This window comes from Trinickia sp. LjRoot230 (assembly GCF_964253315.1).
Classification (GTDB): Bacteria; Pseudomonadota; Gammaproteobacteria; order Burkholderiales; family Burkholderiaceae; genus Trinickia.
Window position 1 is genome coordinate 2924034 of the sequence record NZ_CAXUQX020000001.1, and the last position, 24208, is coordinate 2948241.

26 protein-coding genes and 1 pseudogene are annotated in these 24208 nt (G+C 62.9%); 14 read left to right on the forward strand and 13 right to left on the reverse strand.

Annotation, left to right across the window (positions count from 1 at the left end):
* Positions 1 to 8 precede the first annotated feature (8 nt).
* Positions 9 to 953 carry a LysR substrate-binding domain-containing protein gene (locus tag ACSQ20_RS13250; RefSeq protein WP_436020629.1) on the reverse strand — a complete coding sequence of 315 codons (945 nt, stop codon included), beginning with the start codon at positions 951 to 953 and terminating at the stop codon, positions 9 to 11.
* A complete protein-coding gene (locus tag ACSQ20_RS13255; protein WP_436020631.1) occupies positions 950 to 1591 on the reverse strand; it encodes a GntR family transcriptional regulator in 642 nt (213 codons plus the stop codon). The genes ACSQ20_RS13250 and ACSQ20_RS13255 overlap by 4 nt, the downstream gene beginning before the upstream one ends.
* Before the next feature lie 43 nt (positions 1592 to 1634).
* On the opposite strand from ACSQ20_RS13255, the gene ACSQ20_RS13260 reads away from it, so the two are divergent.
* Together ACSQ20_RS13260 and ACSQ20_RS13265 are read left to right on the forward strand one after the other, a co-directional pair.
* On the forward strand, positions 1635 to 2792 hold the full coding sequence (locus ACSQ20_RS13260) for a pyridoxal phosphate-dependent aminotransferase (protein ID WP_436020633.1): 1158 nt from the start codon (positions 1635 to 1637) through the stop codon (positions 2790 to 2792).
* Positions 2793 to 2921: 129 nt separating this feature from the next.
* Entirely contained in the window at positions 2922 to 3575 is a 654-nt protein-coding gene (locus tag ACSQ20_RS13265) for a glutathione S-transferase family protein (RefSeq protein WP_436020635.1), read from the forward strand.
* Positions 3576 to 3603: 28 nt separating this feature from the next.
* Here ACSQ20_RS13265 and ACSQ20_RS13270 read toward each other — a convergent pair whose 3' ends face one another.
* Together ACSQ20_RS13270 and ACSQ20_RS13275 are read right to left on the reverse strand one after the other, a co-directional pair.
* Entirely contained in the window at positions 3604 to 3981 is a 378-nt protein-coding gene (locus ACSQ20_RS13270; RefSeq protein ID WP_436020637.1) for a cupin domain-containing protein, read from the reverse strand.
* A gap of 80 nt (positions 3982 to 4061) precedes the next feature.
* The gene (locus ACSQ20_RS13275) at positions 4062 to 4922 is read right to left on the reverse strand and encodes a helix-turn-helix transcriptional regulator (protein ID WP_436020639.1); all 861 of its coding nucleotides are present in this window, start codon (positions 4920 to 4922) and stop codon (positions 4062 to 4064) included.
* Between the two features lie 176 nt (positions 4923 to 5098).
* Between ACSQ20_RS13275 and ACSQ20_RS13280 the strand changes: the two genes are divergently transcribed.
* From ACSQ20_RS13280 to ACSQ20_RS13295, 4 genes are all read left to right on the forward strand, one after another.
* Entirely contained in the window at positions 5099 to 5425 is a 327-nt protein-coding gene (locus ACSQ20_RS13280) for an ArsR/SmtB family transcription factor (RefSeq protein WP_436020641.1), read from the forward strand.
* Positions 5422 to 5904 (forward strand): SRPBCC family protein, encoded by a 483-nt coding sequence (locus tag ACSQ20_RS13285; protein ID WP_436020643.1) that lies wholly within the window; start codon positions 5422 to 5424, stop codon positions 5902 to 5904. The genes ACSQ20_RS13280 and ACSQ20_RS13285 overlap by 4 nt, the downstream gene beginning before the upstream one ends.
* A gap of 13 nt (positions 5905 to 5917) precedes the next feature.
* A complete protein-coding gene (locus ACSQ20_RS13290; protein ID WP_436020645.1) occupies positions 5918 to 6331 on the forward strand; it encodes a GFA family protein in 414 nt (137 codons plus the stop codon).
* Between the two features lie 126 nt (positions 6332 to 6457).
* A complete protein-coding gene (locus ACSQ20_RS13295) occupies positions 6458 to 7993 on the forward strand; it encodes an MFS transporter (protein ID WP_436023089.1) in 1536 nt (511 codons plus the stop codon).
* Positions 7994 to 8038: 45 nt separating this feature from the next.
* Here the strand turns inward: ACSQ20_RS13295 and ACSQ20_RS13300 are convergent, their stop codons facing one another.
* The 3 genes from ACSQ20_RS13300 to ACSQ20_RS13310 are packed head-to-tail and all read right to left on the reverse strand — an operon-like array spanning position 8039 to position 10491.
* The gene (locus tag ACSQ20_RS13300; RefSeq protein ID WP_436020647.1) at positions 8039 to 9358 is read right to left on the reverse strand and encodes an ATP-binding protein; all 1320 of its coding nucleotides are present in this window, start codon (positions 9356 to 9358) and stop codon (positions 8039 to 8041) included.
* On the reverse strand, positions 9355 to 10095 hold the full coding sequence (locus ACSQ20_RS13305) for a response regulator (RefSeq protein ID WP_436023091.1): 741 nt from the start codon (positions 10093 to 10095) through the stop codon (positions 9355 to 9357). The genes ACSQ20_RS13300 and ACSQ20_RS13305 overlap by 4 nt, the downstream gene beginning before the upstream one ends.
* Positions 10096 to 10110: 15 nt before the next feature.
* Positions 10111 to 10491, reverse strand: a complete 381-nt coding sequence (locus ACSQ20_RS13310) for a GFA family protein (RefSeq protein WP_436020649.1) — start codon at positions 10489 to 10491, stop codon at positions 10111 to 10113.
* A 193-nt stretch (positions 10492 to 10684) separates the two neighbouring features.
* On the opposite strand from ACSQ20_RS13310, the gene ACSQ20_RS13315 reads away from it, so the two are divergent.
* Entirely contained in the window at positions 10685 to 11227 is a 543-nt protein-coding gene (locus tag ACSQ20_RS13315) for a thioredoxin family protein (protein WP_436020651.1), read from the forward strand.
* A gap of 15 nt (positions 11228 to 11242) precedes the next feature.
* Complete coding sequence (locus ACSQ20_RS13320) at positions 11243 to 12250, forward strand: alpha/beta fold hydrolase (protein ID WP_436020653.1); 1008 nt, start codon at positions 11243 to 11245, stop codon at positions 12248 to 12250.
* A gap of 32 nt (positions 12251 to 12282) precedes the next feature.
* Here the strand turns inward: ACSQ20_RS13320 and ACSQ20_RS13325 are convergent, their stop codons facing one another.
* Complete coding sequence (locus tag ACSQ20_RS13325; protein ID WP_436020655.1) at positions 12283 to 13110, reverse strand: helix-turn-helix transcriptional regulator; 828 nt, start codon at positions 13108 to 13110, stop codon at positions 12283 to 12285.
* 111 nt (positions 13111 to 13221) lie between these two features.
* Between ACSQ20_RS13325 and ACSQ20_RS13330 the strand changes: the two genes are divergently transcribed.
* Together ACSQ20_RS13330 and ACSQ20_RS13335 are read left to right on the forward strand one after the other, a co-directional pair.
* Positions 13222 to 14307, forward strand: coding sequence for a zinc-binding dehydrogenase (locus ACSQ20_RS13330; protein WP_436020657.1), 1086 nt, complete (start codon positions 13222 to 13224; stop codon positions 14305 to 14307).
* 147 nt (positions 14308 to 14454) lie between these two features.
* On the forward strand, positions 14455 to 15309 hold the full coding sequence (locus tag ACSQ20_RS13335; RefSeq protein ID WP_436020659.1) for a cytochrome c oxidase assembly protein: 855 nt from the start codon (positions 14455 to 14457) through the stop codon (positions 15307 to 15309).
* Between the two features lie 21 nt (positions 15310 to 15330).
* On the opposite strand, the gene ACSQ20_RS13340 is transcribed toward ACSQ20_RS13335, so the two are convergent.
* From ACSQ20_RS13340 to ACSQ20_RS13355, 4 genes are read right to left on the reverse strand one after another with little or no spacing between them, the layout of a single operon-like run.
* Positions 15331 to 16287: a threo-3-hydroxy-L-aspartate ammonia-lyase gene (locus ACSQ20_RS13340; RefSeq protein WP_436020661.1), complete on the reverse strand. Its 957-nt coding sequence runs from the start codon at positions 16285 to 16287 to the stop codon at positions 15331 to 15333.
* 7 nt (positions 16288 to 16294) lie between these two features.
* Positions 16295 to 16942, reverse strand: a complete 648-nt coding sequence (locus tag ACSQ20_RS13345; RefSeq protein WP_436020663.1) for a helix-turn-helix transcriptional regulator — start codon at positions 16940 to 16942, stop codon at positions 16295 to 16297.
* Positions 16943 to 16951: 9 nt separating this feature from the next.
* On the reverse strand, positions 16952 to 18877 hold the full coding sequence (locus tag ACSQ20_RS13350; protein ID WP_436023093.1) for a DUF3857 domain-containing protein: 1926 nt from the start codon (positions 18875 to 18877) through the stop codon (positions 16952 to 16954).
* A gap of 27 nt (positions 18878 to 18904) precedes the next feature.
* The gene (locus tag ACSQ20_RS13355) at positions 18905 to 19798 is read right to left on the reverse strand and encodes a helix-turn-helix domain-containing protein (protein ID WP_436020665.1); all 894 of its coding nucleotides are present in this window, start codon (positions 19796 to 19798) and stop codon (positions 18905 to 18907) included.
* Positions 19799 to 19909: 111 nt separating this feature from the next.
* Between ACSQ20_RS13355 and ACSQ20_RS13360 the strand changes: the two genes are divergently transcribed.
* The 3 genes and pseudogenes from ACSQ20_RS13360 to ACSQ20_RS13370 all read left to right on the forward strand — a co-directional run bounded on the left by ACSQ20_RS13360 (position 19910) and on the right by ACSQ20_RS13370 (position 21621).
* Complete coding sequence (locus ACSQ20_RS13360) at positions 19910 to 20479, forward strand: hypothetical protein (protein WP_436020667.1); 570 nt, start codon at positions 19910 to 19912, stop codon at positions 20477 to 20479.
* Positions 20480 to 20653: 174 nt separating this feature from the next.
* A pseudogene (locus ACSQ20_RS13365) lies at positions 20654 to 20785 on the forward strand (IS3 family transposase); the annotation flags it as partial.
* Positions 20786 to 21030: 245 nt separating this feature from the next.
* Entirely contained in the window at positions 21031 to 21621 is a 591-nt protein-coding gene (locus ACSQ20_RS13370; protein ID WP_436020669.1) for a hypothetical protein, read from the forward strand.
* A gap of 383 nt (positions 21622 to 22004) precedes the next feature.
* Here the strand turns inward: ACSQ20_RS13370 and ACSQ20_RS13375 are convergent, their stop codons facing one another.
* Positions 22005 to 23225 carry an aminotransferase class I/II-fold pyridoxal phosphate-dependent enzyme gene (locus ACSQ20_RS13375; RefSeq protein WP_436020671.1) on the reverse strand — a complete coding sequence of 407 codons (1221 nt, stop codon included), beginning with the start codon at positions 23223 to 23225 and terminating at the stop codon, positions 22005 to 22007.
* Between the two features lie 124 nt (positions 23226 to 23349).
* Here ACSQ20_RS13375 and ACSQ20_RS13380 point away from each other — a divergent pair, with 124 nt between their 5' ends.
* Positions 23350 to 24201: a LysR substrate-binding domain-containing protein gene (locus ACSQ20_RS13380; RefSeq protein ID WP_436020673.1), complete on the forward strand. Its 852-nt coding sequence runs from the start codon at positions 23350 to 23352 to the stop codon at positions 24199 to 24201.
* Positions 24202 to 24208 lie beyond the last annotated feature (7 nt).

Below are 24208 nucleotides of genomic sequence, written 5' to 3' on the forward strand. Positions count from 1 at the left end.
CGCTGGCCCTAGCGTGACCTTGCCGCGTTGGCCGCGGCCGCCTCGTCGTGAAGCCATCGGCGCAGCGCATCGATGGCTTCGCGTTTGCCGCTGTCAGGGCGCCATACAACGAAGTGCGCGTAAATATCCTTGACGCTTTTGCGCCATAGGCGAACCAGTCGGCCGGCCGCAAGATCGGCCTCGACGAGCGTTGCCCTCCCGAGCGCAATGCCCTGCCCGTTGGCCGCTGCTTCGAGCAGCGCGCCCGCCTCCTTGAAAAGCGGCCCGTCGCGCGGCTCCGTCAGATCGACCCTCGCCGCCTGGAACCACGGCTCCCATGGCTGCGACGCGTGGCGCAACAGCGTGCATCGAGCTAGGTCGGCAAAACGCCGAGGCAAGCGACCCGCCCGGTAATTCGGGCTTGCCACCGGAAACACTTCTTCGTCCATCATCCATTCCGATTGCAGCCCCGGCCATCCACCGGGACCGTAGCGCAATGCGACATCTACTCCATCGCGCCGATCGAGACGCGCGAGCGCAACCTCGGGGCGCAGTACGAGCGCGATGTCGGGGTGCCGACGCGCAAACGCACCGAGCCGAGGCGCCAGCCAGCGCGCCGAAAATGCCGGCAGCACGCTCAACGCGAGCGTCGTGCGCGGACGTCGCCGCACAGAACGCGCACCGCCCAAGCCGCGTGCGACAGGACCCGCGAAAGCGCGTGCGAGCACTTCGAGCCCTTGCCTGACTTGCAACGCAAGCGCGTGCGCCTCCAGAGTCGGCACGACGCCCAAGCGCTCACGCACGAACAGTGTTGTGCCAACGCGCGCCTCCAGCGCGCGCACGTGCTGGCTGATGGCGCCTTGCGTCAGCGCGAGTTCGTTGCCCGCCAGCGTGAAGCTGCCCAAGCGCACCGCGGCTTCGAATGCGCGCAACGTTTGCAACGGCGGCAACGACGGCACATGCGGGCCAATCATGGTTGGCGCGCGCGCAGCGCTTGTTGCATCACGGCGCCGGCCGCTGCGATGTGCGCTTTGGTCAGCCGTTTGGCAACGCGGCGATCGCGCGCGATCACCGCCTCGAGAATCGCTCCATGTTCGGCCAGCGACGTGTCCTGGTACTGCTCGATCTGCCAGACCAACCGCAGGTAGCGATCAGCCTTGAGCCACAAACCTTCCAGCGTATCGAGCAGATGACGCTTGCCCCCGGCGCGGTAGATAGCCCGATGAAACGCCCAGTTGTCTTTCGACCATTCGTCGACATCGCGCGCGCGTCTGTCGCGCGCGAGCATTTCACGCGCGGCGCGCTCGTCGTCCGCACTGAACCCGTCGATCGCGGCATCCAGCGCGAGCAGTTCGAGCGCGACGCGCATTTGCTGGAGTTCCTCGGCTTCGGCCGCCGTCATGGCGGAGACGAACGCCCCACGGTTCGGCACGATCGTGACGAAGCCGCTGGCCTGCAGTTGGGCAAACGCCTCGCGCACCGGAATATGGCTCGTGCCGAATTCCGTCGCGATGCGCTCCTGCCTCAATTGCGTGCCCGGCGCCAGCTCGCCGCTCGCGATGCGCTCGCGAATGCGCTCGGCCATCGACGCCGAAGAAACCGTTGCATCCACCGATCTTTTCATTTTAATATATTAAAACTGATAGGAGGCCCATATGACCGTTACTCGATTGGCAAGTATTCCAGGCATCGGCGTCGACCGGGTGGGCGACGCAGCAGATTCGATGCGCGATGCAGACATTTTACGGCTCGAGAATCTGGATACCGATCTGCGGCCCCCGGCTGCGGCGCTGCGCGCCACGCACCAGGCGATCGATGACGACGCCGCAAACAGCTATCTGCCGTTTCTCGGGCTGCCGGCGCTGCGGCAAGCCGCGGTGGAACGTGTCGGCCGCGCGGCCGGCTGTGTGTACGACGCCGCTAGCGAGTGCATCGTCTCGGCGGGTGGGCTCGCGGGCATCCTCAACGTGTTGCTGTCGATCCTCGAACCGGGCGACGAAGTGGTGCTGACTTCCCCAACTTATGCCGGGCTTATCAACCGGGTTCGTCTGGCCGGCGGTGTGCCGAAGTTCGCACGGTTGATTCCCGGTGCCGACGGCTGGCGCCTCGATCTCGACAGTCTCGCCGACGCCATCGGCCCCCGCACGAAGGCGTTTCTGATGATGTCGCCGTCGATGCCGAGCGGCTACGTCGCCTCTGTCGACGAATGGCGCGCCGTGGCCGCACATTGCGAACGGATTGGTGCCTGGCTCGTGTATGACGCCGCCATGGAGCGAATTTTGTTCGACGATCGCAAGGTCGTGCACCCGGCGAGCCTGCCCGGCATGCGCGAGCGCACCATCACGGTCGGCGCCGTGTCGAAGGAATATCGCATGATCGGCTGGCGCGTCGGGTGGATCGTCGGCCCCGCCGAGATCATGAACGACGTCCGCTTGGCGAGCTTGTCCAACGTCGTGTGTCAGGTCGGCATTGCGATGCCGGGGGCCGCCGCGGCGCTGAGCAGTGGCGACGACGGCGTGGCCGAAGCCGTCGCCGAATGGCAGCGCCGGCGCGACTTCCTGCTCAGCGAGTTGGCAGATTTGCCGGTCGTGCGCCCGCACGGCGGCTGGTCGCTGCTGATCGATACGCGTTCGCTCGGCATCGAGCCGCCAGAGGCGTCGCAGCGGCTGCTCGCACACGGCAAGATCGCGGCTACCCCGATGACGAACTGGGGACCGGGCGCCGAGCGCTATTTGCGTTTTGTATTTGCGAATGAGCCCGTGGCGCGGCTTCGCGATGTACGCGAGCGTGTGCGTCACGCATTGCAGTTGTGACGAGGATAGGCATTAATTTGGCTAATGCCATTCATGCATTCGTCTTCGTTTGTGGCGCGCAATCCACTTCGCTAGACTCGTCAGCAGTCCTAAGCTTTTCCTAAACTTAGCTTCACGAGATCTAGCGATATGAGTTACCGGCTCTATTACTCTCCCGGCGCGTGCTCGCTGGCCGTTCACATCGTGCTCGAAGAGATCGGCGTGCCGTTCGAACGGCATGAAGTCTCCGTCGCGCGCGGCGAGAACCTTGCGGCTGCCTTTGTCGCGATCAACCCGAAAGCGCGCGTGCCCGCGCTCGGCGTCCCCGGCGAGACGCACGTGTTGACCGAGCTGCCCGCGATCGTCACGTTCCTTGCTCGGCAGCATCCCGAAGCCCGCTTGCTGCCCGCGTCGAATGCACTCGAGGAGGCTCGCTGCCATGAATGGCTCGCGTGGCTCGCGGGCTCGGTACACGGCACAGGTTACGGTGCGCTCTGGCGCCCCGCACGCTTTGCCGCCGATACGGCGTTGCATGAGGCGATCAGCGCCCACGGCAGGCACACGATCATCGAGTCCTATGTATCGATCGAAGCGAAGCTCGCCGATGCACCACGCGAATGGGCACTGGCAAGCGGTTATTCGATCGTCGATCCGTTCCTGCTCGTGCTCTACCGGTGGGGCAACCGGATCGGGCTGCCGATGCAGCTGGACTATCCCGCATGGACCGCACTCACCGAACGCATGCTCAAACGCCCGGCAGTTCAGCGCGCGATGGCAAGCGAACAGGTGCGCATCGACCGTTGACCGTTGACAAGGGAACCGAAAACCGCGCTCACGCGTCGCCGGTAGGTACGATCCCGACGCCCTCCACCATCAGAATGACGGTCTTGCGCGGCGCGCGCGGACGATGCAGCACGCCGTTTGGCACGACAAACGCTTGCCCCTCGCCGAGCTCGACGAGACGATCTTCCAAATCGATCAAAAAACGGCCACTGACGACGTAGAAGAATTCGTCGAGCGCGTCGTGCTTGTGCCAGTGATATTCACCCTCGACCACGCCCAGCCGCACCACCGAGTCGTTGACCCGGCACAACGTCTGGTTGAACCAGGGGTGACGGTTCGCTGCGACGAGCGAAGGAATGTCGATGACTTCGCCTGCGGCATGCGCAATATCGAGCTTGGTCAGGTAAGGGTAGCCTTCGGTGCTCACGATGTTCTCCGCTTCCGATCAAGGTCGGTGTGTCACGCCACTATAGGAGCAGCGTGCACGCGTCGTCTTGAACGGAAACGTCAATCGTTGGAACGCAAGCGGCCTGCGTCCCCAAGTAAGCGATAAGCGCCGGGCGTGAGTCCGAACCTGCGTCTGAACAAGCGTGTGAAATGGCTTTGATCGGCGAAGCCAGCCGCCTCGGCAACAGCCGCGATCGGCATGTCCGCGCGCTCCAATTGCTCGCGCGCGAACTCGAGTCGCAATGCGCGCAGGCGCGCACCGATCGTGCAGCTGTAGCGCTTGCGAAATGCGCGCGCGAGATGGTCGGCCGAAACATGGCATTCGGCTGCGATATCGGCGAGCGACAACGGTTCGCAGCAGTGCTCGCGCAGTATCGCCTCAGCGCGCTCGAGCCAACGGTGCGCGCCGTTGCCTGATGTGCGGATCGATGCTTCGATCGAACTCCGCTCGCATGCCGCCAGCAATTCGAGCACAAGCCCCTCGATGGCGAGCGGCGTTGCACAGTCGTGCACCGCGCATTCGTGAACGAGCCGCCGCATCACCGACATCGGTGCACCGCCCGAAAAATCGGCCGCACGATGCAACACCGCAGTGCGATCACGCAACCGTTCAAGCCATGCACTGTCGAACTCGACATGCATGACGCGCCCGCCCGCGCCGTACCAGCAGTTCTGATGCGGCATCGCGGCAGGGAAAAATGTCAGTGACATCGGCGCCTCGCCGCCCTCGCCTGCTGCCCGCCCGGGCCACGCACGCGTGCCGCGTCCGCCGAGCACGTAACAGAAAAACGCATTGACATGCTCGTGACGCGGAATGACGAGATCGGCGACGAAGTTGGTTTCGGCAATCGCGAGCCCCGCGCCTGTATAGCGTGCAACCGTGTTGCCAAAATAGTCACCGGGTTCGAGCACTTTGAGCATGGTCTTCGCTCCTTTTTGCGTGGCTGCAGAGGTTGCAGGCGGTACCCCGTGCAATCAGCTGCGACCATGTCGAATTCTACGCGCGAGGCCTCACGCCGGTCAGATCGAACGGGCTTGGTTCCAATCGACAAATTAGCGTTGACTAATTAATTAGTCGTGGCTAATATAAGCCCATCATGCACACCACCGCTCTCGACACCGTCATGCGTACGCTCGCCGACCCCACGCGGCGCGCCGTTTTCGAACGCATCGTGCACGCGCACGAAATCAGCGTCGCGGAGTTGACCGAAGGCAGCGGCGTCACGCAGTCGGCCGTCTCGCAGCACTTGGGCTCGCTCAAACGCGCGGGCTTGGTCATCGACCGCGCGCAGGGCCGCAACGTCTTCTACCGTGCCGACCCGAAAGGTCTCGCGCCGCTTGCCGATTGGATGAACCACTACGGCGTGTTCTGGCGCGAGCGCTTTGCCGACCTCCGAACCCTCTTGAAGGAAATCGACCCATGACCGCCACAGCCACGACAGCCGCTACATCGGCTACCGCCGCCACACAAGACATCGTCGTTGAAGAAGTCTTTCCCCACGCGCCCGAGACGATCTGGAAAATCCTCACCACCGGCGCGTTGATCGCTCGCTGGCTGATGGAGCCACGCGGCTTTGCGCCCGTCGAGGGCACGCGCTTCACTTACCAGACGAAGCCTGCCGGCGCATGGGACGGCACCATCCATTGCGAAGTGCTCGAAGTCGTGCCGAACGAGCGCTTTGTCTACGCGTGGCAAGGCGGCCACGAGAGCAACGACGGATACGGTTCGCGACTGAATACAGTCGTGACGTTCACGCTGACCCAAGTGCCGGAAGGCACGCGATTGAAGCTTGTGCATTCAGGCTTCGTGACACCGACCAACGACACCGCGTTCCAGAATATGAGCGACGGTTGGCACAAGGTCATCCATGGCTTGGGCAGTTTTGCCAATGGGCCGCACTGAGGGAGGAAATAACATGAGCGAGACCTACACCGGCGGATGCGCCTGCGGCGCGATCCGATACGAGATCCCCGGCGAGCCGTTTTTCATGAACCACTGTCAGTGCCGCGATTGCCAGCGCAAAAGCGGTACTGGGCACGGCTCCTATCTGACTTTCGCCGCCGCCGGCGTCACACTTACCGGCGACGCAACGCAGTGGGACATGGTCGCCGACAGCGGCAACGTAAAGACACGCGGTTTTTGTCCGCGCTGCGGTTCGCCGGTCTACCTGCGCTTTGCGGCCATGCCGCAGATTTTTACGATCCACGCAGCGAGCTTGGACGACCCGAGCCGCTTTAAACCGCAGATCACGACTTATCACGCGCGAGCCCTGGCGTGGGACCATCTCGCCCCCGAACTGCCGACAGTCGACAAAATGCCGCCGGGATAATGGAACCGGTTGCGCAGGTGATGCCATAGGGCTATCGTGACGGCTCCCGAACATAGCCCGCGGCCGCAGGTCACTGCCTTGCACGCTTCCAACGCCCCCTTGCCTTTTCGCCACGCACTGTTTGCGATGCTTGGCATCGGCCTCGTGAACATGCTGGTCGCACTTGATCAGACCGTGGTCAGCACAGCCTTGCCGTCGATCGTCGCCGAGCTCCAGGGCTTCGAGTTTTATGCCTGGATCGCCAGCGCCTATCTGCTCGCATCGGTTGTTACCGTCCCTGTGTTTGGTCGGTTGGGCGATTATTTCGGCCGCAAGCGTTTCGTGATCGCGGCAGTCATCGTATTCACCGGCGCCTCCGTGCTCTGCGGCCTCGCCACCAGCATGCGGATGCTCGCCGCTGCCCGCGCGCTGCAAGGCGTCGGCGGCGGCATGATGGTCGGCACCGCGTTCGCCTCCATCCCCGATCTGTTTCCCGATCCGCGCTCGCGGGTGCGGTGGCAGGTAATCATGGCAGCCGCATACGGCATCGGCACCGCTGCCGGCCCATCGCTCGGCGGCTGGCTCAGTCAGCATTTCGGCTGGCGTTCGACGTTCTTCGTCAATCTTCCGGTCGGCGCATTGGCGCTGTACTTTATCTGGCGTCACCTGCCCTACTATCGCCGCGAGCGCCAAGGCGCAGTCAAGCTCGACTGGAGCGGCGCGCTGCTCGTAGCGCTGGTGCTCGGCGGTTTCCAGACGCTGATCGAAGCCCTTCCAGCGCATGGGATGACAACGGGCAATCTCGCGTTGAGCGCCGCGGTAATCGTGCTCGCGGCAGCGCTCTTTCTTTGCGAACGTCGTGCGACCCATCCCATCGTGCCGCTCGATCTCTTTCGCGATCCGCAACTGGTCACGTTGTTCGCGCTGTCGACGCTTTCGGGCTTCGTGATGTTCTCGTTGATCTTTTTCGCGCCGCTGCTGCTGCAAGGCGGGTTCGGGCTCTCGCCGCAGGAAGCAGGGCTATTGGCCACGCCAATTGCCGCGTGCATCGCGATCGGAAGTGTGATCAATACGCGGATCGTCATCCGTCTGCCGCGCCCGACGCTCGTGTTGTCGATCGGGTTCGGCCTGCTGGTGGCGGCGTCCGCCGCACTCGCGTTCGCCACGCTGAGCACGCCGCATCTGTTGCTCGAGATCGCGATGTCGGCCGTCGGCATCGGGCTCGGGTTCATTCTGAACAACCTGAACATCTTTGCTCAGGAAATCGCCGGACGCGAGCGTTTCGGCATCACGACCGCGCTGCTGCAATCGACGCGCATGGTAGGCGGCATGCTTGGCACGAGCATGCTGGCGACGATCGTCAATCACCGCTATGCGTCCGGTGTCGGCGACGCACTGCAAACGCTTGCCCCAAAACTCGCGTCGCAGTGGCTGCCGCGTCTCGCGGACCCACGCATCCTCGTCGACGAAAGCCTGCGAAACACAATGCTCGGCGAGTTGCGCGCGGCCGGGCTGAACGGCCACGCGATTGTCGACGCCGCACGCCGCGTGCTCGTGGATGCCATCCACATCGGCATTGCGATCGCCGGCTGCGCTGCGTTATGCGCGACCTATCTCGTGAGACGCATTGCTGATATCCGGTTCCGCGGAGCGGGGGCGGTGCCTGGTCATCGGTCTGCTTGAAGGCTTACGGATCGAACGCGATAACGCGCCGATAGCTCACTTTACTCAGCGCGTCGCGTCAAAGGTGATCGCCGCATCCAATCCGCCGCCGTTTCGGTTGCTCAACACAAGCGTCGCATCCATCGCCCGCGCGAGTTGCCGCGCGATCGCAAGGCCCAGACCCGTGCCCCCGGTGCCTCGGTTGCGCGACGTCTCGAGCCGGTAAAACGGCTCGAACACCGCGTCGAGCAATTCATCGGGAATACCGGGACCGCGGTCCAACACCGAAATCACCACGCCGCCATCGGCACGCATGGCGACATCGATCTGGGCAGACCCGGCAAACTTCAAAGCATTGTCGACGAGGTTGCCAACGACGCGTCGCAGCGCCTGCGGCCGCGTCACAACCGACGCGGCTAGCCGACGCGCAAATGCCACATCCTTGCCGGCATCGACATAGTCGCAAACGAGGCTATCGAGCAATGCGTCGAGATCGACGCGGCAGACTGGCTCACTCGCGCTGTGCAGCGTGCGCGCGTAGGCCACGCCTTCTTTCACGAGTGCCTCCATCTCCGCGAGGTCCTGTCTCAGCTTGCCGGATTCGGCACGTTCGTCCATCACATCGAGGCGCAAGCGCATACGCGTGATCGGCGTTTGCAGGTCATGCGAGATAGAGGCGAGAATCTGCATGCGCTCGGTCGTATAAGTGGCAATTCGGTCTTGCATCGCGTTGAAGGCCCGCGCGGCGCGTGCAACCTCCGATGGTCCGTCCTCCGGCAATCGGCTCGCCCGCAGATCGGGACCGAGCGTATCGGCTGCGCGCGCGAGCAAATGAAGCGGCCGAGTGGCAAGCCGCACCGCAAACCAGCAGCATCCCGCCAGCACGGCGAGCTGTAACGCGAGCACCACGGGTAGCCAACCCGAAAGCGGCACCCCCGACATCGGATGAATATCGATCGTCAGTGGGGTGCCATCGGTGAGCCTCAAGTGAACCTGCAAATGCTCGCCATCGCCCGGTACTGCGTTCGCCGAAACGGGATAGGCGTGGCCGACTCCTTGCGCAATCGACCGTTCGATTCGCGCGGAAAGCCGAGCGTCAACAGGGCCACCTGCCACGCCGGAGCTCAGCTCGAACTGATAGCTGCGCCGCGCGAGCCGCGGCAACCATTGCGCCCGTTCATCGGCCCGCAAATGATCGAGCAGCGCAACCGAGCTCGCGACTTCGCGCTCGATATAGCCCATCATCAGGTTCGTCGTCGCTTGATCGCGCTCGGTCATGGTCAGCCAGAACGACAGGACCTGTGCGACCGCAATGCCAACGCACAGTATCAACGCGAGCCTTGCGAACAAGGTGCGCGGCCACCCCCAGGCGCGCCACCGCTTCATCGCGCGTCACCCACTACGGCTACCGATGCCGAAAACACGTAACCTTCGCTGCGCAGCGTCTTGATGTATCTCGGCTCGCGCGCAACGTCGCGCAAGCGCTGGCGCAAACGGCTCACAAGCAGATCGATCGAGCGATCGAACGGATCGGCCTGCCGTCTTTGCGTCAAATTGAGCAGTTGATCGCGCGTCAACACGCGTTGCGGATGGTCGAGAAACACGCGCAACAATCGATATTCGGCACCGCTCAATGCCACCATCGTACCGTCCCCATCGAGCAAATGACGCGCTGTGGTATCGAGCCGCCAATCTCCAAAAGCGAGGATCTGTGCGCCTTCGGTAATTTGCATGCCGGGCGGCAGCATCCGCGTTCGGCGCAATACCGAGCGAACCCGCGCCAGCAACTCACGCACGGCGAACGGCTTGGGCAGGTAATCGTCAGCGCCCATTTCCAGCCCGAGGATCCGATCCGCTTCCTCGTCGCGCGCGGTCAACATGACAACCGGCACCGCGTGGAACTTTCCGGCTCGCAATTCGCGGCATAACGTGAGCCCGTCCTCGCCGGGCAGCATCAAATCGAGCACGATCAGATCCGGCGCGCCCGAATCGAGCCTCGCCCGCATCTCACGGCCATTGGCTGCAAGCGACACCCGCATGCCTTGTTTCTCGAGATACGTCCCGACCAACTCGCGAATGCCGCGGTCGTCGTCGACGATCAGAACATGATCGATCTTATCCACCATAGACGCGTCACCTCATGGCATTTCGTTGGCGCCAGTCACGGACAGGCTGGCGCCGTCCCCAACCGATGCTTCGAGCGAGTACGGATCGACACCTTCGAGGCAGCCGATGTTGACACGCCACCGCGTCGGATCCATGCGGGTTTGATGAAACGGATAGATACCGCAATGTCGGCAGAAATAGTGTTTCGCCACGCGCGCATTGAATTGATAGAGCGTCAGGTCTTGCTCGCCTGACAGGATGGTGAGGTCTTCGCGCGCAAAGCCCTGGGACATCAACGCGCCCTTTCGGCGACACAGGCTGCAATTACATCGCAAAGCGGGCTCGACGGCGGTACGCACCGTGAACTTCACAGCCCCGCAGTGGCAGGACCCATGAAACACATTGGTAACCATGTGGTTCTCCTTGGTGATGAACGGATGGTGCCTTTGTAACGCATAGCGGAGCAAGAATTGTGTCGCAATGTATCTGCCTTTGCAGCGGATACAAAACATTGCGTTCGAGCGCTTCATCAGACACAAGCCAGATACGCGCAGGCGTTCCAATTCGCCCAGACGCCGCTCATCTACTGAACCCGGAGGGTACCGCATGTCCTACGCATCGAAAACGCTCGCCGCATCGCTGTTGTGCGCCGCTGCTGCCACGAGCCGCATAACCTTTGCCGAAGCGCCGGTTGCGCCGCCTCTCGCACCGGAATTCACCCACCTCGATAAATGGTTGAACAGCCAACCGCTTACGCTACACGCGCTGCGCGGGAAAGTCGTATTGATCGATTTTTGGACCTATACCTGTATCAACTGTATTCATACGTTGCCGTATGTGGAACGTTGGCATGAGCAGTACAAGGACCAGGGGCTCGTCGTAATCGGCGTGCATACGCCCGAGTATCCATTCGAGCGCAGCACCGAAAACGTTGAGGCGGCCATTCGGCGTTTCGGCCTTCGCTACCCCGTGGCCCAAGACAACGACTATGCCACCTGGAACGCTTATCAGAACCGCTATTGGCCCGCGTTCTATCTGGTCGACAAGCGCGGGCATGTCGTCTATCGCCATTTTGGCGAAGGCAGTTACGCCGAAACCGAAGCGCAGATTCAACGCGCGCTCGGGAAGAACCCGACATCATCCAACTGAAAAGGAGTACGCATCTTGTCTGATATGACGAACCCCGGACGCCGAAAGCTGCTCGGTGCAACCGCTGCGGCAATCGCGGCAATCGAGCTTGGCCTCACGAAGCACACCTTCGCACAATCGCACGCCTCATTTGGCGCACTGAAACAAGTTCATGCAGGCGTGCTCGACATAGGCTACGCGGACATCGGCCCGCTCGACGGGCCGCCGGTCGTTCTGCTGCATGGCTGGCCCTACGACATCCATAGTTTCGTCGACGTTGCGCCACTATTGGCGTCGAGCGGAATGCGCGTGCTGATCCCGCATCTGCGGGGCTATGGCACTACACGATTCCTGTCGAGCAACACCGCCAGAAACGCACAGCAAGCCGCGCTCGCAGCCGACGTCATCGCATTCATGGATGCCCTCGGCATTGCGTCGGCCGTCATCGGCGGATTCGACTGGGGCGCGAGAACGGCGAATATCGTCGCCGCGCTGTGGCCACAGCGATGTCGTGCACTCGTCTCCGTGAGCGGCTATCTGATCGGCAGCCAACAGGCCAATCGCACGCCGTTGCCACCTCAGGCCGAACTCGCGTGGTGGTATCAGTTTTATTTCGCCACCGAGCGCGGCCAACGCGGGTATCAAACGAACGTACATGATTTCGCCAAGCTCATTTGGCGCACGGCCTCGCCGAAATGGAATTTCGACGACGCTACTTTCGATCGCTCCGCGCAATCCTTGTTGAACCCCGATCACGTCGCGATCACGATTCACAACTACCGCTGGCGATTGGGCTTGACGCAGGGAGAGCCGCAATTCGACACCCTCGAGACGCGCCTGGCCGCTGCGCCGCCGATCGATGTACCGACCATTACGCTCGAAGGCGACGCCAATGGCGCCCCGCACCCGGAGCCGTCCGCCTATGCACGCAAGTTTACGGGCAAGTATCTTCATAGGACGATCACCGGCGGCGTCGGACACAATCTGCCGCAGGAAGCGCCGAAGGCTTTTGCGAATGCGATCGTCGATGTCACTCGGTTGTGATCGCACTTGGACACGGCCGTGAGTTCGCCACTCTAACGCCGTGCCCTCGCGCGCTTGACGTTGTAGAGCATCAGCTTGAGCCGCGGATCGTCATTTGCCTGGAACGTCGCGAAGTCGACACTGACCGTGCCGAAGCGCGGATGTCTAAGCAGCTTGCGGCCCGCGGCCGAGCGGCCGACGTCGTGGGTTTGCCACCATCCGTCGAACTCGGGGCAGCCGCTCGACAAGCGCGCGAGCAAACTCACGAAGGCCGGGTCGCCCGCCCAGAGGTCGTGGGCCGCACGAAATTGCGCGACCAGCCGCTGCGCCTCGCGCGCCCAGCCCGTGCCAAACAAGCGCCGCGCGTCGGGATGGGTGAGTGCATAGACCAGGATGTTTCGATCGGCTTTCGGCATCGCGCCGAAATCGGTGAACAGCTCGACGGCCGCCGCGTTCCAGGCCAGCACATCCCATCGACGGCCTGTCACGTAGGCTGGCTGGGCGAGATTCTCCACGACGCGGCGCACGCTGTCCGGAACGGTCTCCCGCACGAACGGCTCGCGCAGATCCACGCGCGCGAGCGCCCGTAGATGCGCATGCTCGACCGATGAAAGACACAACGCACGGGCCAATGCATCGATGGTCGCGGAAGACGGATTGACATCGCGCCCCTGCTCGAGCCGGATATACCAGTCGACCCCGATACCGGCCCGCTCGGCCACCTCCTCGCGCCGCAAGCCGGATGTGCGGCGCCGTCGTATCGTCTCGATACCAAGCGCGGCGGGTTCGAGCCGCTCGCGGCGTGCGCGCAAAAAATTGCCCAGTTCGGCTCGGCTTGCGTGAACGGGCTTGCGCGTCGGCGTGTTCATCAGTGCGCTCATCGGCACGCTGGGTAGGCTTTTTCGATCCCAGGATAATACCAGCCCTGAATATCGATGCGCGGCTGCCTTATGATGCGCTTCTGATCCCACAACCCTCGAAGAGGAACGCGTATGAAAGCCGCTGTCATGCATTCGTTCGGCTCGCCGCTCGTCATCCAGACGTTGCCTGATCCGCAGCCGGGCGCAGGAGAAATTGTGGTCGATGTGATCGCGACGCGCGTGCTGCCCTATATGAACGAAGTCATCAGCGGCGCGCGGCAATATTCGCTGAACTTGCCGCTCGCCCCGGGCGTCGGCGCGATTGGCCGCGTTCGCTCGATCGGCCCCGACGCCACGCGTATCGCGCCCGGCGACTGGGTGTTTTGCGATCCGACCGTCCGCTCGCGTGACGATGCCGACTCGCCCGACATCATGTTGCAAGGGTTGACGGCACCGAGCGAGGGTGCGCAGCGGCTGCAAGCGCATTTTCGGCATGGCTCGTTCGCCGAACGTATGTTGATGCCGCTCGAAAACGCCGTGCGCCTCGGCGAGCTCGACGAAGCGCAAGCCGCGCGATGGTGTGCGCTCAGTACGCTGCTCGTGCCCTATGGCGGTTTGCTCGCGGCTGGGCTGCAGCCGGGACAAACGGCGCTCATCAGCGGCGCCACCGGGAATTTTGGCAGCGCGGGCGTAGCCGTCGCGCTCGCGATGGGCGCCAGCCGCGTGGTGGCACCGGGCCGCAATCGCGCGGCGCTGGCGGCGCTCGAACACCGTTTCGGGTCCCGCATCGTCACCGTGGCGCTCGGAGAAGATGACAGCGAAAACACGGCACGCATGCGCGCGGCGGCCGGCGCGCCGATCGACGTCGTGCTCGACCTGCTGCCGCCGCTGCCCGATTCGCGAGCGGTGCGTGCTGCGGCCATGGCAGTGCGCGCGCATGGCACCGTGGTACTGATGGGCGGGCTGCGCGTGGGGCTCGAGCTGCCCTACGACCACCTGATGCGCAACTGCATCACCGTGCGCGGTCAGTTCATGTATCCGCGCAACGCGCCGGCGCGGCTCGCCGCGCTGATTCGGTCGGGCATGCTGTCGCTCGATCATTTCGAACCAGTGCGGTTCGCGCTCGATGACATCGACGCAGCCATCGCCCATGCGGCGGATAACAGCGGCCCGTTTCGGTTGACCGTTGTGACGCCTTCATCGATCGCATCGACTTGATCGAGTAGTGCTGACCCTTCGAACGTCTCGCCTGCGGGACGTTCGCCCGCCGTTCATCCGTTCACGAGCCGCCGCTGCGCGCGAGGCCTGTTAATATCGCACGCGCAGAGGCTCGCAACGCTCATCGAACGCCGGATCACGATCGTCATGTATTTCATCAGTCTGCTCGAACCATGGGAGCCGTCTCCCGTACTCGTCGCCCTTTTCGTCGCAACGGCACTGCTCTATGCGCGCGGCGCGCGCCGCATTCCGGTGACGTTTGCACGACAAGCCGCGTTCTGGACCGGGCTCGTGTTGTTTTACGCCGCGCTGCACACACGCCTCGATTACTACGCCGAGCATCAATTCTTCATCCACCGGCTGCAGCACTTGGTACTGCACCATCTCGCGCCGCTCGTACTGATGTCGTCGTATCCCGGTAACGTCTTGCGCGCCGGCCTCGGGCTCAACGCGCGCCGCGTATTGCGGCGTCAACAGCGCACGCGAGCCGCGCGTATAGCCGCAGCGGTCTTGCTCAACCCGAGCGTGATCTCGCTCGCGTTCGTCGTCTCGGTCGTGTTCTGGCTCATTCCGTCAGTACAATTCGTGGCGATGCTCGACTGGCGTCTCTATACGCTGATGAATTGGACGGTGGCCGCGAGCGGCCTGCTCTATTGGTGGATGTTGCTCGATCACCGCCGCAGCCCGCCTAGCCGCACGCGGCCCGGCGTGCGCGTGCTCTCGCCGGTGATCACGATGACCCCGCAAATTCTGGTCGGCGCCATCATCGCGTTTTCGTCGCAAGACCTCTATCCGATCTTCACGCTTTGCGGCCGCGCATTTACATCGATACCGCCGGTGCTCGATCAAAGTCTCGGCGGGCTGATCATGTGGGTGCCCGCGGCCGTGCTCGAGGCGATTGGCGCGATGATGGCGCTGCGTCACATGATGAGGCTATCGGCAAGCGCTCCGCGTCGCAATGTAGTTGCCGTTACCGCGAGCACCGGCTCCGCAACGGTGTAGGTCGGAAGTCGGAAGTCGGGCTCAACCAGCAAGCCATGCCCCATAGCGCGCCAGATCGACATTGCCGCCGCTCACGATGATGCCCACACGTTTGCCTGCGATGTCGGCACGGCGCGCCGCCGCGAACGACAAGCAGCCGGTAGGCTCCACGACCATCTTCATCCGCTCTGCAAAGAAGCGCATGCATTCGATGAGTTCGTCATCGGACGCGGTCACGATGTCGTCGACATCGCGGCGAATGATTTCGAACGTGTATTGCCCGAGGTGCTGCGTCTGTGCGCCGTCGGCGATCGTCGCCGGGGTGTCGATGCTGACGAGCGTGCCTGAACGCAGCGAGCGCTGCCCGTCGTTGCCCGCTTCCGGCTCGACACCGTAGACCTTGCACGCGGGCGCAAGCGCACGCGCCGCGAGCGCGGAGCCGGACAGTAGCCCGCCGCCGCCGAGACAGACATAAAGTGCATCGAGCTCGCCCACTTCCTCGATCAGTTCTTTCGCCGCAGTGCCCTGCCCGGCGATGACATGCGGATGATCGTAAGGCGGAATCAGCGTGAGGCCCCGCTGTTGTGCCAGTTCGCGGCCGATTTGCTCACGGTCTTCACGATAGCGGTCGTAGGTGACGATAGTGGCACCGTAGCCCCTGGTTGCCGCGACCTTCGCGGCCGGCGCATCCAGTGGCATGACGATAGTGGCCGGGATGCCGAGCAGCCGCGCGGACAGTGCCACAGCCTGAGCGTGATTGCCCGAGGAAAACGTGACGACGCCCGCTTGGCGTTGCCGTTCATCGAATTGCGAAAGCGCATTGAACGCACCGCGAAACTTGAACGCACCCATGCGCTGAAAGTTCTCGCACTTGAAGAACACCTGCGCACCCGTTGCTTCGTCGACGGTACGCGAGCGCAGCACGGGCGTCTTATGGGCAACTGTGGCAATGCGCCCGGCCGCCGCGGCAACGTCGGCATAAACAGGAAGTGTCAGCATCGGATCATCATCCATTCGGTGAATCGAATTTCGCGTCGTTATAGACCGTTGCGCGCGAGACGCCGAGATGCAAAGCGGCGACTTCCATCGCGCGGCGTATCTCCATGCTTCCCGACTCCTTGAGCTCGCGCATCAGCGCACGGCGGTCCTCGGCTTTCAGTGCGCGCGGCGTGGTGGCAAGGCGCGCGGCGAATGCGTCGATGCGTGCACGAAGGGCACTGGCGCCGCCGCCCTCCAGCGACTCGCTGATGTTCGCCCCGGCATTCGTCGCGCCAAACTGATGCAACACGTTTTCGAGCGCGCTAAAAAGCGTCAAGTCGATGTTCAGGCACAGTGCAGCAACGTAATGGCCTTTCGAATCGCGCAGCCCGATTGAAGTGCTTTTTGCCTGCCTGCCGTCGGGCAAACGGTTCGCGTAGTTGGCGACGATCTCGGGGAAGTGCGCATCGTCGATGCGGGCCAGCCCAACTTCCGTTGGCGGGTCGCCCAACTCGCGCGCTGAAAGATTGTTGTGAATCGCAACGACCGTGTGTTCGGGATCGCGCAAATCGTGCACGACGACTTCGCAAAACGGCGCGAACGTCTCGCCCAACGCGCCTGCGATCTGCTTCAAATGCGCGATCAGCGTTTTGTGCTCTTGCCTCAGATTTGCCATTTACACATATTATCTAGCCTTAGACATTTCGTCAATTTCGGATCGCGACATGCCTTGCACGATGATCTGCGCGAGCGCGTCGCGTTCAATCCGTTCAAGCGCGCCGCGCATCGCCGCAAATTCCTTAGGACTGCAAACTTGTTTGCCGAACGTCGCGCGCAACGATCGTTCAACTTGCACCACGTGCGTAACGGGATCGAATACATAGTGCGACACGTAATGCACGCCGCTGGCGTCGAGCGTGATCCCGCTTGGTACGAAAGCCACACGCAGCGTGGCCGGCAATGCAATCTCGCCTGCTTCGTCGAAGCGGCCACCGATGCAGACGAACGGTTGCGTGCGTACCCCCGCCGCGAGCCAGTCCTGTACTTGCGTCGCAATGCCGCCCGCAAGACTCGATATGGCGGGGACCCCCGTCATTCCGTCAGGCCACGTGAGGTGATCGAACGTGCCTGTCGTCGATACGGCAAACGGCCCCTGAGTCAGCCGCACGTCGTCCGTCGCAATCGTCGCGGTGCCACGCATGCCGCTGTTGCGCAGCCGCTCGTAGGCGATTTGCTGCACGCGCTCGCGCGTTGCGCGGCGAAATACATTGCGCTCGATCTCTGCTGGCCAACCGCTGTCTTCCACGCGATAAGCGTAGTGCCCTGCCCCGTCGGCGTCGACGTCGATCTGCAGACGCGCGGCCCGTTCGCGCGGCTCGACGGCCGGCGTGCGCGTCAGCACCCCTTCGTCGACGAGCAATGCGGGGCGATCCATCACACCCGGTGGCAAGTATCCGAATGCGATGCCGCCTGCCGTCGTATCGGCAAACCGCTTGAGCTCGGGAATCCAGACGATCACGTGATTAATCGCGCTCGCGCCATAGCCGGGCACCTCAGGCAAGTTATAGACGGCACCGAGCCCGATCAACGCGGGCTCGCTGCGAATGCCGACGGCCGCGAGCAGCGCCGCGAAGAGCGCGACGTGGTCCTTGCAATCGCCGTAGCGGTTGCGCAGCACGTCAATCACGCGGTGCGGCCGTGCCGCTGTTTCGCCGACAAACAGCGCCACGTAGCGAATGTTCATGCGCATCCAGTCGTACAACACGCGCGCTTTCGATGATGCGTCCGGCGCCGCGGCGGTCAACGTGCGCGCGAGCGCGATGACCGCCGGGTCGCTTGCGCTCGCGTCACGCGCACCGTCGCGATAGCGTTTCGCGAAAGCGGCAAAGCTCGACACGGTGGTCACCATCAGCCGATCGCCATCCTGCGCGTAGCCAACGGCACCGTGCTCGATCGGTGGGTAAGGGCCATGGCGATAGTCGAACACATAGCGCGTGCGGCCGCCCTCCGTAACGGGCGGCTCGCCCTCGTAGCCGCGGGCGTCGGCCGCCAGCGGCATGTCGGCGGGCAGATCGAAAACGAGCGATTGATGCTCGACAGGCTCGCGGGTGGGCTCGACGTAGTAACTGAACATGTCCCGTTGAACGGGCACGGCACGCACCTTATGAAACACGACGTGGATGCGCCAACCCGGTTCGACGCCAGGAAAGATCAGCGTGCGAAGCACGCCGTCCTCAAACATCGGTGCGCCGGCCGCACGCGGCTGCTGAACGTCGCGAATGGCCTCAGGCCCCACCGGATGCACGCCGCCTTCGGGGTCGATCGATTCAGCTTTCAGGACTACTAACTTTTCGGAGTCCTTATCAAACCAGACGTAGTGCTGCGCGATGGCATCGACGCCGCTCGCAGTGTTCGCGCGCAATGTCGTGTCGTCGTATTCCTCGACGGTGCCATCGCGCTGGACGATGAAGCGATGGACGTCGGATTCGATTGTCGCCGGGGCCTCCAGCGGTTGCTCGGCATGCGCGCGCACGGCAATCGATGGCAGCAGTATGAACAGGACGAAAGCAAGCGCAGTGATTCGGCCGGCGCTCCGTTTTAATCCACGCATCAAAGTCACAGTCACCGTCACGGTCGATCAGCTCAGCAGCCGTGCACGGTAGGCGCGGGGGCTCGTGCCGAATTCCGCGCGGAACGCCCGATTGAAGTTCGATACATCGTCGAAGCCGCTTTCGAGCGCGACATCGATGATTTTCGCCGGGTGCTCGACCAGACGTTGCGCCGCGGCCCTTAGTCGCGCACGCACGATGTATTGATGCGGCGTGGTGCCGGTGGCGCGTTCGAACGTGCGCAGAAAATGGTAAGGGCTCAGGCCCGCCAGTCTGGCCAATCGTTCGAGGTCGAGTGCCGCATCGGGCGCGTCGTCGATCACGCGGAGCACATCGACCACGCGCGCGAGCATCGCAGCGGGAATAGCGCGCATATCGTGCGCGGGCAGCCCACTCGCCTGACGCAGCATATGCGCCGCTAACGCCAACGCGAACGTGTCCCAGCCCTGCGTGCTCTCGCGCGCGACACGCGCACAAGCGCTGGCAACAAACGGTGCGAGCGCGCGCGACGGTGCAACACGCGCCAGTCGAAAACGCGCGCCTTGCGTGCGGACACCGGCGTCCGCGGCAGTGCGCTCGAAAAACTCAGGGGTAAAACGGAAGGCGATGCAGCGATCGCCCTCACGGTGCCGGTGGCCACATTCGAAGCAATCGTGCGCATTGCCGAGCATCAGCGAGCCGGGCGTCATCAGGCCGCGGCCCGTCGACGTCCGGTATTCGAACGCGCCGGCCACGACAAGCGCAATCACCACCCGCGCGTGCCGCTCCTCGAACGGCGCATCGCCCGGGCCGTGCGTGCATAGCACGTCGGCCGCTTCCCAGCCGCCACCGGCAGCAAGCCTGCGCGGGGCCGTGCCGGAAGGCTCCCCCGCCTCGCGCCGCCGAATCAATGCCACATCGAGATCGACCGCAATTTTTACCAAGATTTGCCTCCGGCGCTTGCATAACATCGTTATAGAACATGCGCCGCCAGGCAGCGCGTCGGTCAAACGATGAGCCAATGAATCAATGAGTCAACGAATAGGAGCAATCTCATGCATCGTATCGAATCCGAGCCATTTCATGCGTCAAACGAAGCATCGCACGCATTTCTGAGCGCGCTGGCCGCGCCGGGCCGCGCGGCCGATATCGACGAGGCCGATGACGTCTATGGCTGGCTCGTCGGCAGTTGGTCGCTGGAGGTGTTGCGTTATCGCGGTGTCGATTTGGCCGGCCAGGGCATGACGGCCGAGACACACTTTAGCTGGATTCTCGAAGGCCGCGCGATCGGCGACGTCTGGATCATGCCTGCACGCGGCGCGCGGCCTCCGCAAGATCCAGCGATGAACATGTACGGCATCACGCTGCGCCACTGGGACCCGCAATTACGAGCGTGGCGCATCGAGTGGTGCAATCCGGCAAGAGATCATCGCGAGACACAGATCGGCCGGCGCGTGGGCACCGATATCGTTCAAACGGGCGCGCGCCCCAACGGACAGGCAACGCGCTGGCGCTTTACCGAAATCGAACAGGATCGCTTTCATTGGATCGGTGAAGCGCTCGATATCGATGGAGACACGTGGCGGGTTGAAGGCGAATTCCTCGCCACGCGTGTTGCGCGTTGAAGGGGTTCAAGCGCCGAACGTGTCAGGCGTTTCAATCGCCCGCAGCAGTCGTATTGCTCGCAGCACTTATGACGAATGATCGTAAGCGCGCAGAAATGGGCGCCTCGCACTTAGCGACCTCGAAGTCCGCGAACGTGCTGTGCGCATGATGCAAGAGCATCACGGCGGGTATTCGTCATTCATCGTCGTGCGCCGTGGAAAACGCGTGAGTCGGTCGAATTGGCGACGCTGGAATGGGTCACTTGGTTCAACCATCATCGGCTCATGGGACCGCTGGGCTATATCCCTCCTGCCGCGGCGATAGCGCCACCGCATCAATTCGAACTCGAAGCGCATCAATTCGTGCGGTGCAACGCTGTTTCGCTCGTCAAGCGCGGGGTTCGCATCGCTCATTCCGGCACTATCTCGTCCATGCCAAATTGCAGGCTTACACGTGTCGAACTGACGGAGCTCGCATGAAAAACCCATTCGTGTCCGGTAGCGGGGACGCCGGCCGCGCAGCGTCTGGTGGTTCCGAGCAAGCCGGCGCCGGAACGCCAGCGAACGCTGCGATGCCGACGAAGCGACATATCGTGGGAGGGCTGGGAGACTTCCTGGTGGGCTTGCGAACAAGCTCAGCGGTGCGTCGATTCGATAAAACCATGGGTGATAGGTTGAAGTACGCACGCGCGGAAGCAATCGCGCAATTCGCCAACACGATGCCCCGCCTCCCGGACAAGGCTCAACGCTCAAAAATCGAGGAAGTCTTCACCAAACTGGCCGATCCTGATGCGCCGTTCCCGGGTTCAATCGACGCCGAGCTGCGTAGCAGACCGCTCGCCGCCTTGGCGAACCAAGTCGGGAGGATGAACGCGGGGGGTCGCTTTTTTATGTTTGAGAAAACTGCGGAAGCGGCCCGGGGCGTAATCGACTTTTACTGGCTTTGCCCCGAAAAGGCGTTCTGTGATCATGTGATGGACCTTGCCAATGTTCACGCCGCGCTGTCCGCGCAGATTGGGACGCTTCCCGAGGGCGAGCAAGCAGCCGCGCGCGAATTGCTCACCCAGATCAACGTCGACGAGGAACTCGGAGGAAGCGCCCTGAGACTGCCACCGGATACGCGAATATGGCTAGACGCAAGGCGTAAGCAAAACGGCACATAGCGACCAGCAGTCGGGCAGTGGCCTTTGAGTTGCCCGCGCGATTTCATCGTCTCACTGTGCCAGTGTTTCGCTCGTGAGGCTCGGGTTTCGCATCGCTTTTCGCGACGCTATCGCATTCATGCCGAATTGCAGGCCGATTTGCAGATGAGCAGCTGCTTCACCCCGGTGGAGCTGCCGCGCTCGAGCGAATGTGACGAGCTTCGGGCGTCGCTTGGCGCCTTCGAACAAGTGTTGCCACTGCGGCACAGTTCTAACTTGCAGCAGCTTCGACAGCGGTTTACTCCAGACCCAAAATCAAAACCGACTGCTTGCGGCAGCGCGTGTCACGTTTTTGACTTCGCTCAACGTCTGTCGCGTTGTGGCACGCCATCTCCACGAAAGCGTTATTCACGCGTTTCAATCGCCCGCAGCAACGCGAGCGCGATACCCTCAGCAGCGAGTTCGATTTCCGCCAAGGTCGGAAAACTCGGCGCAATGCGCAAATGGCTGTCCTCGGGGTCGACACGATACGGAAACGCCGCACCTGCCGGCGTCAAAACGATGCCGGCAAGCTGCGCCAGCGCGACGGTGCGCCGCGCCAACCCCTTGGGTGTGTAAAGACTGATGAAATAGCCGCCTGCGGGCCGGGTCCACCAGACATCGGGCACACCGCCCAGCAGTGCATCGAAGGTCGTCAGCACCGCTTCGAACTTCGGACGCAGCAACGCGCGGTGCCGGTCCATCAACCGCGCGAGATTCGCCTGATCGCGTATAAAGCGCACGTGTCTGAGTTGATTGAGCTTGTCCGGCCCAATCGTACGAACCGACAAATGACGCTGCCACCAATCGATGTTGCGCGGCGACGCGGCGAGAAAAGCGATTCCACCCCCGGCAAACGTCGCCTTCGACAGCGAAGCAAACACCAATGCACGTTCGGGGTGGCCTGCCGCCACGCACGCGGCGACGACATCGGCGCTCGCATGGCGGCGTTCCGTCAAATGATGGAAGCGGTACGCATCGTCACAGAACACGCGGAAGTCGGGCGCGGCAGTCGGCATCGACGCCAATCGGTTGATGACGGCGTCCGAATAAATCGTCCCGGTGGGATTGCTGTAAAGCGGCGTGCACCAGATGCCCTTGATCGCAGCGTCCGACGCGGCTTGCGCGGCCACGAAATCCATATCGGGGCCGTCCTCGCGCATCGGCACCGCGATCATGCGAATGCCGAGCGCTTCGCAAATTGCAAAGTGCCGATCGTAGCCGGGCACCGAGCAAAGAAAGGCGACGTCATCAAGCTTGCGCCACGGTTCGCCATCGGGCACGCCAAACAACATGGCGAACGCCATTGCGTCGTGCATCAGCTCGAGACTCGAATTGCCGGCCACCACCACCTGCGATGCCGGCAACCCGAGCAGCACTCCGCCCAATTCGCGCGCCTCGGGTAGCCCGAGCAAATGCCCGTAATTACGGCAATCGATGCCATCGCGCGAGCGGTATCCGGCTGTGCCGGCCTCGTCGATCAGCGCTTGCGAAAGATCGAGCTGGTCGGGTGCGGGCTTGCCTCGGGTCATGTCGATCGAAACGCGCTTCGCGACAAACGCGTCGTAGCGTGCAGATTGCGTCATTGGCATGGTAGGTAGATTAGTAGGTCTCGGGGTTTGCCGATTTTTAGTATGCCCACCGACGTCCATTCAGACAAACGCGTTATATTGATTCAATCAATCAGCTTTTCTGATGGGTCATTTAACGATGAAAACACTCGATCTCGACGTTCTTTCGATGGTGGTTGCCGTGGCCGATGCAGGAAGCTTCGTGCGCGGCGCAGTGCTCGTGCATCGCTCGCAATCGGCGCTCAGCATGCAGGTGAAATCGCTCGAAGCGGCGCTCGGCAAATCGCTTTTCGTGCGGCGCGCGCGTAGCGTCGTGCCGACTCAGGAGGGGCAAGTGCTAGTCGAATACGCACGGCGTATGCTCGCCTTGCGCGACGAGGCATGGGCCGCGCTCGTACATCCCGACGTCAAAGGGCGCGTCGTGATCGGCGTGCCCGATGACTACGCGTCGTCACTGTTGCCGGGCGTGTTGCGCAAGTTCTCCGCGACCTATCCGAAGGTGGAAATACAGGTGATCGGGCTGCCGAGCCATGCGCTCGTTTCGCTCGTGAAGGAAAACAAGATCGACCTTGCGTGCATGACACGCGTCAAAGGCGTGCGCGGCGAATTCATTCGCCTCGAGCCAACGGTCTGGGCCGGTGCCGCGCGCGGCGACGCCTTATGGAAGGAGCGCCCGTTGCCGATCGCCGTGTTCGCCACGGGCAGCGTGGCCCGCGCCAACGCCATTCGCGCGCTCAAGCGCGCACGTATCGCCTATCGCACATCCTATGAAAGCCCGAGCTTGCTGGGTTTGCTGAGCATGGTCGAGGCCGGGCTGGCTATCGCGCCGATCGCGCGGTGCGCGCTGCCCGAACGCCTGGTGCAGTTGGGCCGGGCGCAAGGGTTGCCGGCACTGCCGCCGCTCGAAATCGTACTCGCGCGCAGCGCGGGGTCCAAGCGCCCGGAATGCGAATTTCTCGCCGGACAAATTTTGAGCGAGCTGCGCGCGTGAGTAGTGC

Coding starts and splice junctions, on each gene's coding strand:
- ACSQ20_RS13250 (WP_436020629.1), bottom strand. CDS start 953: ATGATTGGCCCGCATGTGCCGTCGTTGCCGCCGTTGCAAACGTTGCGC.
- ACSQ20_RS13260 (WP_436020633.1), top strand. CDS start 1,635: ATGACCGTTACTCGATTGGCAAGTATTCCAGGCATCGGCGTCGACCGG.
- ACSQ20_RS13265 (WP_436020635.1), top strand. CDS start 2,922: ATGAGTTACCGGCTCTATTACTCTCCCGGCGCGTGCTCGCTGGCCGTT.
- ACSQ20_RS13275 (WP_436020639.1), bottom strand. CDS start 4,922: ATGCTCAAAGTGCTCGAACCCGGTGACTATTTTGGCAACACGGTTGCA.
- ACSQ20_RS13280 (WP_436020641.1), top strand. CDS start 5,099: ATGCACACCACCGCTCTCGACACCGTCATGCGTACGCTCGCCGACCCC.
- ACSQ20_RS13285 (WP_436020643.1), top strand. CDS start 5,422: ATGACCGCCACAGCCACGACAGCCGCTACATCGGCTACCGCCGCCACA.
- ACSQ20_RS13290 (WP_436020645.1), top strand. CDS start 5,918: ATGAGCGAGACCTACACCGGCGGATGCGCCTGCGGCGCGATCCGATAC.
- ACSQ20_RS13295 (WP_436023089.1), top strand. CDS start 6,458: ATGCTTGGCATCGGCCTCGTGAACATGCTGGTCGCACTTGATCAGACC.
- ACSQ20_RS13300 (WP_436020647.1), bottom strand. CDS start 9,358: ATGAAGCGGTGGCGCGCCTGGGGGTGGCCGCGCACCTTGTTCGCAAGG.
- ACSQ20_RS13310 (WP_436020649.1), bottom strand. CDS start 10,491: ATGGTTACCAATGTGTTTCATGGGTCCTGCCACTGCGGGGCTGTGAAG.
- ACSQ20_RS13315 (WP_436020651.1), top strand. CDS start 10,685: ATGTCCTACGCATCGAAAACGCTCGCCGCATCGCTGTTGTGCGCCGCT.
- ACSQ20_RS13325 (WP_436020655.1), bottom strand. CDS start 13,110: ATGAGCGCACTGATGAACACGCCGACGCGCAAGCCCGTTCACGCAAGC.
- ACSQ20_RS13330 (WP_436020657.1), top strand. CDS start 13,222: ATGAAAGCCGCTGTCATGCATTCGTTCGGCTCGCCGCTCGTCATCCAG.
- ACSQ20_RS13335 (WP_436020659.1), top strand. CDS start 14,455: ATGTATTTCATCAGTCTGCTCGAACCATGGGAGCCGTCTCCCGTACTC.
- ACSQ20_RS13340 (WP_436020661.1), bottom strand. CDS start 16,287: ATGCTGACACTTCCTGTTTATGCCGACGTTGCCGCGGCGGCCGGGCGC.
- ACSQ20_RS13345 (WP_436020663.1), bottom strand. CDS start 16,942: ATGGCAAATCTGAGGCAAGAGCACAAAACGCTGATCGCGCATTTGAAG.
- ACSQ20_RS13350 (WP_436023093.1), bottom strand. CDS start 18,877: ATGCGTGGATTAAAACGGAGCGCCGGCCGAATCACTGCGCTTGCTTTC.
- ACSQ20_RS13360 (WP_436020667.1), top strand. CDS start 19,910: ATGCATCGTATCGAATCCGAGCCATTTCATGCGTCAAACGAAGCATCG.
- ACSQ20_RS13370 (WP_436020669.1), top strand. CDS start 21,031: ATGCCGACGAAGCGACATATCGTGGGAGGGCTGGGAGACTTCCTGGTG.
- ACSQ20_RS13375 (WP_436020671.1), bottom strand. CDS start 23,225: ATGACGCAATCTGCACGCTACGACGCGTTTGTCGCGAAGCGCGTTTCG.
- ACSQ20_RS13380 (WP_436020673.1), top strand. CDS start 23,350: ATGAAAACACTCGATCTCGACGTTCTTTCGATGGTGGTTGCCGTGGCC.